A 9,748-nucleotide genomic window follows, 5' to 3' on the forward strand; every position below is an offset into this window, starting at 1 on the left:
TGGAATTGCCTACACTAGCCGCCCCACCGGAGCGATGGTGATTACACGAAAACGATGCAACTCAGCCAAGGAAACCCCCGCCATGACCACCCGCCGCGCCAGCGACAACGCCCTCGACGCCTTCATGACCACCAAGTTCCAGATCGACGCGATGCTGGAGCGCCTGAAGGCCCTCAGCGACGACCACTTCGAGACCCACCCCGACGAGATCAATTGGGGCCACGTCGGCACCCTGAAACACTACGCCAGCCTGCTGCGCCAGATCGCCGACAGCGCCTTCAAGGAGGGCGAACATGCCGCTTGATCCCGCCCAGCGCCACCAGATCGAACAAGATGCCATTACCGCCGCATGGGAGGCCGAACGCCCCGACGCCTGCGACCATGCCATCGCCCTCTTGCGCGAGATCGCCGATCTGGAACGGGATGACGATGGCGATGTGATCATCGGCACGGATCCCGACGGTCACAATGATCTGATGTGGCGCATCACCGCCTTCCTTGCCGCCAACGACCAGTAGAGGAACCCGCCATGACGAAACTCACCGAAACCCAGACCATCATCCTCAGCGCCGGGGCCCAGCGCCCCGACAACATCGCCCTGCCGCTGCCCAAGGGGTTGGCCGGCGCGGCGGCGAAGATGACCGTGACCAAGATGATCGAACACGGCTGGCTGCAGGAGGTCGATGCCAACCTGCGCCGGAAAGAACCGCTCTGGCGCGAGACCGGCGATGGCCATGGTACCACGCTGGTGGTCACCGACGCCGGGCTGCTCGCCATCGGGATCGAACCGGTGAATGCCAAGACGATGTCATCCACCCGAGGAACCGCGCAGGCCCAACCTGTGGCAAAACCGCCGACCCCGCGTGCGGGCACCAAGCAGGCGCTGTTGATCACGATGCTGCAGCGGCCTAACGGCGCTTCGATGGAAGAGATCGTGGTGGCAACTCAATGGTTGGCCCACACGGCGAGAGGTGCAATTTCGGGGGTGCTGAAGAAGAAGCTTGGCTTGGTTGTCACGGCGGAGCGGATCGAGGGTCGGGGCACGGTCTACCGGATCGACGCGCCCGCGACCTGAAGGCGCGTCAGTCCAACAGGCGATAGTGTACTTCGGTTGGCTTGCAGGCCGCACCGTTGATCGGGATCATGTCCTGCGGGCAGGTGGACATCACCACGATGCAGTCGATCATGGCCCGCAGCACGACGTGATCTCCCGGTTTGGACAGCGGCTCACCCCAGCTGATCTTGCCATCAGGGCCCACGGGAATGTTCATCCATAAATTCAGCGGGGCCGGACAATCGGCCGCCCGAAGATGAAGCTGGCCAAGCGCGGCATGCAAGTTGTCGGTGCAATTGTCATGGTATTCCGTGCAGCCAAGCGAAGCATAGCGATGCACATCGCAGGCGGCGATCACCGTATCATGGCGACCCGGCGACGTGTCTTCTTCCATGATCAGAATGGGCCGCCGCCGGTTTGTCGTCAGGCCATCGCCCTTGGCGGGAAAGATGCCCTGAAGCGTTGCATGCAGATGTTCCATCGACATGAATTCTGACAGATCATCGGCATTGAAACACCAGGTATCGACAACCTGCTGACCATGCGTGTTGATGATCTGGATCGCTTGGCCTTTGGCCAGACGGACGGCCCGGCCCCGACGCGCAGGCACAACATGAAGGTCAGTCGTCATTTATCGTTCCCTTTGCCAACAGCGCTGTTGGATCAATCTGCGGGAAGTCTGGCAATACAATCGGCGCAGGTTCAACCTTGTTGACCGAGGGAACCGCGCCAAGCCATATCGGAGGCCGCCAAAGGGACCTTGAAATCTGCAGCTTTCGAATCCTGGTGATAGGGTTATCAATGGCTTGAATGCCGCTCGTGGCCGTTGGAATCTGGATGCCTGACGTTTGACCTTTGACCCCGCCCTTTTTCTTTCCGGATGTGTTTCCGTCGATCTGGAGATTGATCCGAAATCAGCGCGTCTATTCGCCTTCGCGGCAGTGCGTGGTGAAGCGGCACTGGTTCACAAAGGTGCCGCGTTGGAGCCCGCATTGGACCGGCTGGAGGCGCTCTGCGATGGGGATGCGCATCTGGTGGGCCATAACATCCTGCGCCATGATCTGCCGCATCTGGTGGCCAACCGGGCGCGGTTGGCTGGGTTGGGTGCGGCCCCGATTGATACGCTTTGGCTGAACCCGTTGGCCTTTCCGCGCAATCCCTATCACCATCTGGTCAAGCATTATCAGGATGGGCGGCTGCAGGTCGGGCATGTGAATGACCCCGAACAGGACGCGCGGCTGGCGCTGCAGGTGCTGGCGAATCAGATCGCGGCGTTTACCCGGCTGGGGCAGGAGGCACCCGATGCCCTGCTGGCGTATCACCATCTGACGACGCGGGGCGAAGCCTCGGCCGGGTTCGACGCGCTGTTCCAATCCTTGCGCGGCCCTGCGCCCGATGAACCCGCCGCCCACGCCGCCATTCGCCGCCTGCTGGACGGCCGCGCCTGCAATCATCGGCTTGAGCAAACGCTGGGCCGCCTGTCTGATCCGCGCAACGGTTGGCCGATGGCCTATGCGCTGTCATGGATTTCGGTGGCGGGTGGGGATTCCGTCATGCCGCCCTGGGTGCGGCTGCAGTTCCCGCAGGCGGGGCGGATCGTGCGGCATCTGCGCGACACCAATTGCGGCGATCCCGCCTGTGGCTGGTGCGCCGAAAAGAACAACCCCAACGCCGCACTGGAACGCTGGTTCGGCTTTCCCTCCTTCCGCCCCCAGCCCGTCGATGACATGGGTCGCCCCTTGCAGGAGCGCATCGTCGCCGAGGCGATGGCGGGCAAATCGGTGCTGGGCATCCTGCCCACCGGCACCGGCAAATCGGTCTGCTACCAGATCCCGGCGCTGTCGCGGTTCGACAAGACCGGGGCGCTGACAGTGGTGATCTCGCCGCTGGTCGCGCTGATGGCCGATCAGGTGCAGGGACTGGCGCGGGCCGGGATATCGGCAGCGGTCACCGTCAACGGCATGCTGTCACTGCCCGAACGGCATGACGCGCTGGAAAAGGTGCGGATGGGCGATGCGGCGATGCTGCTGATCTCACCCGAACAGCTACGCTCGCCTTCGATCCGCACCGTGCTGCAACAGCGCGAGGTCGGGCTTTGGGTGCTGGATGAGGCGCATTGCATCAGCAAATGGGGCCACGACTTCCGGCCCGATTACCGCTACGTCAGCCGCTTCATCAAGGAGTTCTCGGGCGATAGCACGGCGCCGGTACTGTGCCTGACCGCCACGGCCAAGCCAGAGGTTGTGCGCGACATCCGCGACCATTTCCAGACCCGCCTTGGGCTGGATCTGATGCTGCTCGACGGCGGGGCGGTGCGCACCAACCTGTCCTTTGCCGTGCTGCCCACGCAGAAGGCGACCAAGCTGACCGATATCCTGTCCGCGATCGAGGCGAACCTGCCGCCCGAAGGCGCATCGGGGGCGGTGGTCTACTGCGCCACGCGGAGTGCGACCGAGAAGGTGGCGGAGTTTCTGAAAGGGCAGGGGCTGTCTTCGGATTACTTCCATGCAGGGCTGCCGCCAGACCGCAAGCGCGACGTGCAAGAGGCGTTCCGCACTGGCAAATTGCGGGTCATCGCCGCGACCAACGCTTTCGGGATGGGCATCGACAAACCCGATATCCGGCTGGTAGTGCATGGCGATATTCCGGGGTCGCTAGAGAATTACCTGCAAGAGGCTGGCCGCGCCGGGCGGGATCGTGCCCCCGCCAATTGCGTGCTGCTGTTCAGCCCCGAGGATGTGGAGCGGCAATTCTCGCTGTCCGCCCGCTCGCGTCTGGCCCGGCACGAGATTGGTGCGATCCTGAAGGCGCTGCGGCGCATGGAAAAGCACAAATCCGGTGAGGTTGTCGCCACACCGGGCGAGATCGTGCGCGAGGAAAAGGATCAGGAGTTCGAGCGCGACAAGACCACTGACGATACCCGCGTGAAAACCGCCGTCGCCTGGCTGGAAGAGGCGACGCTGCTCAGCCGCGAGGAGAACCGGGTGCAGGTGTTTCCCTCGTCGCTGCGCATTCGGTCGGTGGATGAGGCGGCCGCGATCTTGCAACGGGCACAGATCACCGGGGTCCGGCGCACCCAACTGATGGACGTTGTGCGCCATGTGATGAACGCGCCCGCCGATGCCGGGGTATCCACTGACGATCTGACGGGCGCCTGCGGCTTGTCGGGGCGCGAGTTGCACCGCGCTTTTGCTGACCTTGAGGTGTTGGGGATCGCCAGCAACGACACCGCCATCACGGTCTATGTGCATCTGGGGGTCGAGGATGCCTCGACCCGCCGACTGGATCACGCAGGCCGGATGGAAGCTGACCTGACCGCCTTGCTGCAAGAGGCGGTGCCGGATGCCGAAGGGGCCGAGGCGCAGCCGTTGAACCTGTCTGAGACCTGTCAGGCCCTGCGCGACAAGGGTCACACGCAAGTGCGGCCCGATCTGGTGGAAACCATCCTGCGCGGCATGGCGCAGGATGGGCGCGATCAGGACGGCGGGCGCGGCAACCTGACCCTGCGCAAGGTCAGCCGGAACACGATCTTTGTGCGGCTGGAACGGTCCTGGCCGGTCGTTGCCCGCACCGCTGACTTGCGGCGGCAGGGGGCGCAGGCACTCTTGACCCATCTGACGGGCAAGGTCACCAAAGGCACTCGCGGCAAGGATATTCAGGTCGAAACCACCCTTGGCACGATGCTGGATGCGCTGAACGGTGACGCGCTATTGCGGGCTGAGGTCAAGGATATGACCCGGCTGATGGACCGTGCGCTGTTGTGGTTGCACGAACAACTTGTGGTCACCCTTGGCAGGGGCCTGACGGTGTTCCGCCCGGCGATCACCGTGCATCTGAACCCCAAGGGCGGGCCCTTTACCGTGCAGCACTTCGCCCCGCTGGAAGAGCATTACAGCGAGACAACGATCCAGACCCATGTCATGGCCGCCTATGCCGAAAAGGGGTTGGCGGCGATGGATCAGGCCCAGCGCCTGTCCGAAGATTACTTCGTGCTGGACCGTGACGCTTTCCTGCGCCGCTGGCTGCCTGGACGCGGAACGGAAATCCGGCGGCAGACCACCGGCACCTCATGGCGGACAATCGTCGATGCACTGGACAATCCCGTGCAGGCCGAGATCGTGCGCGATGACCGCGAACAGACCAACGTGCTGGTGCTGGCGGGGCCGGGGTCTGGCAAGACGCGGGTTCTGGTGCATCGTATTGCGTACCTTGTCCGGGTGCGCCGCGAAGACCCGCGCGGCATCCTTGTGCTGACCTACAACCGTCACGCCGCGGCCGAGATCCGCGAACGCCTGCGCCGGTTGATCGGCGATGATGCGGCGGGGGTGACCGTGTCGACCTGCCACGCGCTGGCGATGCGCCTGATGGGGGCCAGTTTTGCAGGCGATCACGAAGGCCCGCGCGACTTTGACGGCATCGTCATGCAAGCAGTGGCGCTCCTGCGCGGCGATGGCCTTACCAAGGCCGAGGCCGAGGCACTGCGCGAGACGTTGATTCAGGGCTATCGCTGGCTCTTGGTCGACGAATATCAGGACATCGGTCCGGAGGAATACGCGCTGATCGGCGCGGTGGCGGGCCGGTCGCTGGAGGATGACCTGCGCATCAGCCTCTTTGCCGTGGGCGATGATGACCAGAACATCTACGCCTTCGCTGGGGCATCCATCGACTTTATCCGCAGGTTCGAGGCCGACTATGCCGCCAAACCTGTCTGGCTGACCGAGAACTACCGCTCCACCGCCCATATCATCGCGGCGGCCAATGCCGTGATTGCGCCTGCAGCAGGGCGCATGAAGGCGGGCCATGATATCACGGTGAACCGCGCCCGCGCCAAGGCTGCACCGGGGGGCGATTGGGCGGCGCTGGACCCAGTAGCACAGGGGCGCGTCAGCCTGCTGGACGCAGGAGGCGATGCCGGACAGGCCGTCGCGGCGCTGGGCGAATTGTTGCGCTTGTCGCAGCTTGACACGGATTGGTCGTGGCGCCGCTGCGCCGTGATCGCCCGCGACTGGCGGCGGCTGGAACCTGTGCGCGCCTACGCCGAGGCGCTGGGCATCCCGATCGACATGGCCAACGAAAAGCCGCTAAATCTCTGGCGCATGCGCGAGATGCAGGGCTTCATCCGCGCCCTCCTTACAGATCGCACCCGGTTGCTGTCGATCCCCGACCTAGTGGAAATCCTGAACGCCCAGCCGCAATCCCGCTGGACCGATCTGATCGGCGAAGGCATCGGCACTCTGGCGCGGGAACTGGTCGAAAAGGCCGCCCCGGTGCCCGACATTGTGCAGTGGTTCGGTGAATGGGCGCGGGATGTGCGGGGCGAACAGCGAGGGTTGCTGCTTTTGACTGCCCACCGCGCCAAGGGGCTGGAGTTCGATCATGTTGCCATCTTGAACGGCGGCTGGGACCGCCCCTCGCGCGGCGAAGACGCCGACGCTCCGCGCCGCCTGTTCTATGTCGCCATGACGCGGGCGCGGTCGACCCTGACCATCCTGACCGATGGTCCCCACGCGTTTGTCCGCCTAGGAGATGCGGTCCTTTCCCGTCGCGTCACCCCCGACACCGCCGCCCTGCCGCGTGCCCGCCTGCGCTATGTGCCACCTGACCCAAAGCTGGTGGACCTGTCCTTCGCCGGGCGTCTGCGGCCGAGTGATCCGTCGCTTGCCGCTATCGTCGCTGCCCGCCCCGGTGACGCGGTTCACCTGATCCGCGACGGCGACCGCTGGCGGATCGACAACACGCAGGGCCAGACCCTTGCCCGCCTCTCTCGCGCCTTTGCCCCACCCGAGGGGACGACCTTCCTGCGCGGCGAGGTCGCAGCCATCCTGAACTGGCGGCGCGAGGATGGCGACGAGGATTATCACCACCTGCTCCGCCGCGATGAGTGGGAAGTGGCCTTGCCTGAACTGGTGTTTGAAGCCGAGGCGCAAGCTGTCATGGCGGATCAGAACGGTAGCTGACGTCTGTGCGCATGCGTTGCCTTCGCCAATCCGACACGCATCGAAAAGGGTGGCTTCCATTGCCTGGATTCCGACCAAGGTGGATTCCACAAAGTGCATTCCCTGGATTCCGCAAAAGAATCCAGCGCGGCGAGATCGTGATTCGGTAAGATATTGATATTGAATAATTTATTGAACTGCCTTGTGCGAACTGGATTCCGCCTGGATTCCCCGGTGAAAATGCCTGTCGCTAGCGAAACGCCGCACTGCGCCCCCCCGCATACGGTCGGGGCCGGGGAGGAACCATGCCAAGGGGGGTAGGCGCTGCACCTGAACGACGCACCCGGCCCAAAACGGACGGTCGCCCTGTCAGGATGCAGCCTTTCAGCGTTCCACAAAGCTGTCGTTCGATTGGAAGCGCTGCAGGCAGCCAGCCACGATAGTTGCGATCCTGGCAACTGCCGGCGTTTGCAGGTTCAGCACGAAAATCAGCCAGAACGTCAGCGTGATGTTGCAGTAGGGCGGAGACCGGTCTGAGTGCGGCGCGGCATGGTATCTAAAAGAGCGATATCAACTTACTCCCTCATCGAGTTGGGCAAAAGGTCTTGCACCGAACATCTCGCTATCGACATTATCCAAGTGAACTGGATTGAGCGCGCCGAAGTCGCGTTGCAAAAACCGGCCTATACGCTCAAACTGTTTCAGGACGACATCACCGTGAGCTTGGGGAGGGTGATTGTCGCACGGGCGCTGTCCACACTGGAAATCTGAGCGAGCGAGTTCAACAGACGGCAGGAATAATGGCGACAGAGATACTGGTGTACATAAACCATGCGTGGATGACACACTACAGAGGGCCCAAGGGGGACAAGGCCGAGGGCAACTTCGGTTTTCTGAAGACCAATGGCATTGCCCACGAATCATGGAACTTCGAGCCGATCAGGGGGAAGGTCTATGGCTATGTGCCCCGTTCTGCAGAAATCAAGATTTCGCGGCTAGGTGCAAAACGCGGCGATGCCGCAGTGGATGGAGTGACGGTTGTCTGGATTGCGCGAAATCCACGAACCAAGAAGACTGTAATCATCGGCTGGTATCGGAACGCTCGCATCCACAGAGATGCCGAGCATCGACGCCTGGAGCGTTTGTCGGGTTTCGATGTCGGATATCAGATCGAAGCGCCCGCTGCCGACGCGGTACTTCTGCCGATCGATGCTCGTTCATTCATTATTCCCACGGCAAAGGAGCCCGGAAACTTGGGCCAAAGCCCAGTCTGGTACGGCAAAGGAGAAGCCTTCAATAGAGATGTCGCTGAATACATAGGCCGAGGCGGGCGACGCGTCGAACGACCAGCCAAATCTCCAAGACAGACTGACCCAGAGTTACGCCGTAAGGTGGAGCAGGCCGCGATTAACCACGCGATCGCCTATTACGAGTCCGAAAAGGGCGGTTCTCACAGAGTGGAGACAGTCGAGAAAGACGGCGTAGGCTGGGACCTTGAAGCGTTTGCTGAAGACGGCGGCCATCTCAAAGTAGAGGTCAAAGGACTTTCGGGCAAGACCTCGTCGTTGAGTTGACGCCAAACGAATACGCGAAAATGCGATCACCTGAACACCGGACGGACTACATCATTTACGTGCTTCCGGAGGCGCTTTCGTCGAAGCCGATGGCCTATATCTTTCGCCATGATGCCCTTCTGTCGAAGGGAAACGACCTTGTCTGGGTGACCGAGGACGGGCAACGTCTACGGATTCAGCCTATCATCGCGGCCCGGCTGTCAATTGCTTGACCAAGGCACAACCGTACTGCTTGACGAAACCGGCCCAAAGCCGATATTCGGCTTCGCTCAGGCCAACACCTGCGTCACGTCCCCATCTCGGTCATTCGCGCTTTCCGGTCGCTCGCACAATCATCCAGTATGTCTCGGTCGCGGAGGTTGAACGCCTGTCTGCTTTTGAGTGAAGAGCTTAGAATCAGCTATTAGGCTTACTGCCGCTTTACTGCCGCACTTCGACCGCAAAACGCCCCACGCTATTGAATACCGCAGGTTACAGGCATCAATTTCCTGTCTGCCAGTATCTTCTAGCGCCGGGCGGCAGTTGCCAGGCGACGGAAGACTGCGCTTGTAGAAAGTGCTGAATCGACCTTCAAGATTTGATCCAATGCATCAGTAAGATCGTGGGGAATGTAAAACAGCGTGCAAAAGTGACCAGCTGACGGGGTGGAACAGCGTCCAAAACTGACCACCCCAGTCGTGCAACAATCCCGTTTTTTGGGCGGGAGCAGCTGGAGTGTTATGCGTGGAAACGATTGGGAAGATCAGGCGACGAGGGCTGCGGGACGGCGAGAGTATCAGTGGCTTGGCGCGGTCCCTGCAGCTGTCGCGGAACACCGTTCGCAAATATCTGAAGGAGGGGGTTGAGCCGGTTTACAAGCGCAAGCAGCAAGCCGGGCCCCAGCTTGGACCGTGGTGCGGCCGTCTTGATGAGTGGCTGCGCGGTGATGGGCTTTTGCCCAAAACACGGCGGCGGACGGCGCGTCGGTTGTTCGAATGTCTTCAGGCCGAGGGATATGCTGGTGCCTATGACAGTGTTCAGCGTCATGTGCGGCAGTGGAAGATTGAAGTGGGTCGGGCCACGAGCACGAAGGCGTTTGTGCCGTTGTTCTTTGCGTGCGGTGATGTGGCGCAATTTGACTGGAGCTACGAGCATGTCGTGCTGGGCGGAACCACCACGACGATCAAATTGGCGCACTTCAGGCT

General features: G+C 62.1%; 7 protein-coding genes and 1 pseudogene. 7 read left to right on the forward strand and 1 reads right to left on the reverse strand.

What is annotated here, in order from left to right:
- Positions 1 to 82 precede the first annotated feature (82 nt).
- The 3 genes from AKV04_RS11105 to AKV04_RS11115 are packed head-to-tail and all read left to right on the forward strand — an operon-like array spanning position 83 to position 1,075.
- Entirely contained in the window at positions 83 to 304 is a 222-nt protein-coding gene (locus tag AKV04_RS11105) for a hypothetical protein (protein WP_054006499.1), read from the forward strand.
- On the forward strand, positions 294 to 518 hold the full coding sequence (locus AKV04_RS11110) for a hypothetical protein (RefSeq protein WP_054006500.1): 225 nt from the start codon (positions 294 to 296) through the stop codon (positions 516 to 518). Before AKV04_RS11105 ends, AKV04_RS11110 begins: the two co-directional genes overlap by 11 nt.
- An 11-nt stretch (positions 519 to 529) precedes the next feature.
- Positions 530 to 1,075, forward strand: a complete 546-nt coding sequence (locus AKV04_RS11115) for a DUF3489 domain-containing protein (protein ID WP_054006501.1) — start codon at positions 530 to 532, stop codon at positions 1,073 to 1,075.
- A 7-nt stretch (positions 1,076 to 1,082) separates the two neighbouring features.
- On the opposite strand, the gene AKV04_RS11120 is transcribed toward AKV04_RS11115, so the two are convergent.
- On the reverse strand, positions 1,083 to 1,685 hold the full coding sequence (locus tag AKV04_RS11120) for a DUF1989 domain-containing protein (RefSeq protein WP_054006502.1): 603 nt from the start codon (positions 1,683 to 1,685) through the stop codon (positions 1,083 to 1,085).
- A gap of 217 nt (positions 1,686 to 1,902) precedes the next feature.
- Here AKV04_RS11120 and AKV04_RS11125 point away from each other — a divergent pair, with 217 nt between their 5' ends.
- From AKV04_RS11125 to AKV04_RS11145, 4 genes and pseudogenes are all read left to right on the forward strand, one after another.
- Positions 1,903 to 7,011, forward strand: a complete 5,109-nt coding sequence (locus AKV04_RS11125; RefSeq protein ID WP_054006503.1) for a RecQ family ATP-dependent DNA helicase — start codon at positions 1,903 to 1,905, stop codon at positions 7,009 to 7,011.
- A 528-nt stretch (positions 7,012 to 7,539) separates the two neighbouring features.
- The gene (locus tag AKV04_RS11130) at positions 7,540 to 7,761 is read left to right on the forward strand and encodes a hypothetical protein (protein WP_054006504.1); all 222 of its coding nucleotides are present in this window, start codon (positions 7,540 to 7,542) and stop codon (positions 7,759 to 7,761) included.
- Positions 7,762 to 7,790: 29 nt separating this feature from the next.
- On the forward strand, positions 7,791 to 8,564 hold the full coding sequence (locus tag AKV04_RS11135) for a protein NO VEIN domain-containing protein (RefSeq protein ID WP_054006505.1): 774 nt from the start codon (positions 7,791 to 7,793) through the stop codon (positions 8,562 to 8,564).
- Between the two features lie 723 nt (positions 8,565 to 9,287).
- Positions 9,288 to 9,748, forward strand: a pseudogene (locus AKV04_RS11145) (IS21 family transposase); the annotation flags it as partial.

Origin of the sequence: Cypionkella psychrotolerans (assembly GCF_001294535.1) — a bacterium.
GTDB classification, from domain to species: domain Bacteria; phylum Pseudomonadota; class Alphaproteobacteria; order Rhodobacterales; family Rhodobacteraceae; genus Cypionkella; species Cypionkella psychrotolerans.

What these genes read in the sequence shown, in the direction of transcription:
- AKV04_RS11105 (WP_054006499.1), top strand. Translation starts at nt 83, where the DNA reads ATGACCACCCGCCGCGCCAGCGACAACGCCCTCGACGCCTTCATGACC.
- AKV04_RS11110 (WP_054006500.1), top strand. Translation starts at nt 294, where the DNA reads ATGCCGCTTGATCCCGCCCAGCGCCACCAGATCGAACAAGATGCCATT.
- AKV04_RS11115 (WP_054006501.1), top strand. Translation starts at nt 530, where the DNA reads ATGACGAAACTCACCGAAACCCAGACCATCATCCTCAGCGCCGGGGCC.
- AKV04_RS11120 (WP_054006502.1), bottom strand. Translation starts at nt 1,685, where the DNA reads ATGACGACTGACCTTCATGTTGTGCCTGCGCGTCGGGGCCGGGCCGTC.
- AKV04_RS11130 (WP_054006504.1), top strand. Translation starts at nt 7,540, where the DNA reads ATGGTATCTAAAAGAGCGATATCAACTTACTCCCTCATCGAGTTGGGC.
- AKV04_RS11135 (WP_054006505.1), top strand. Translation starts at nt 7,791, where the DNA reads ATGGCGACAGAGATACTGGTGTACATAAACCATGCGTGGATGACACAC.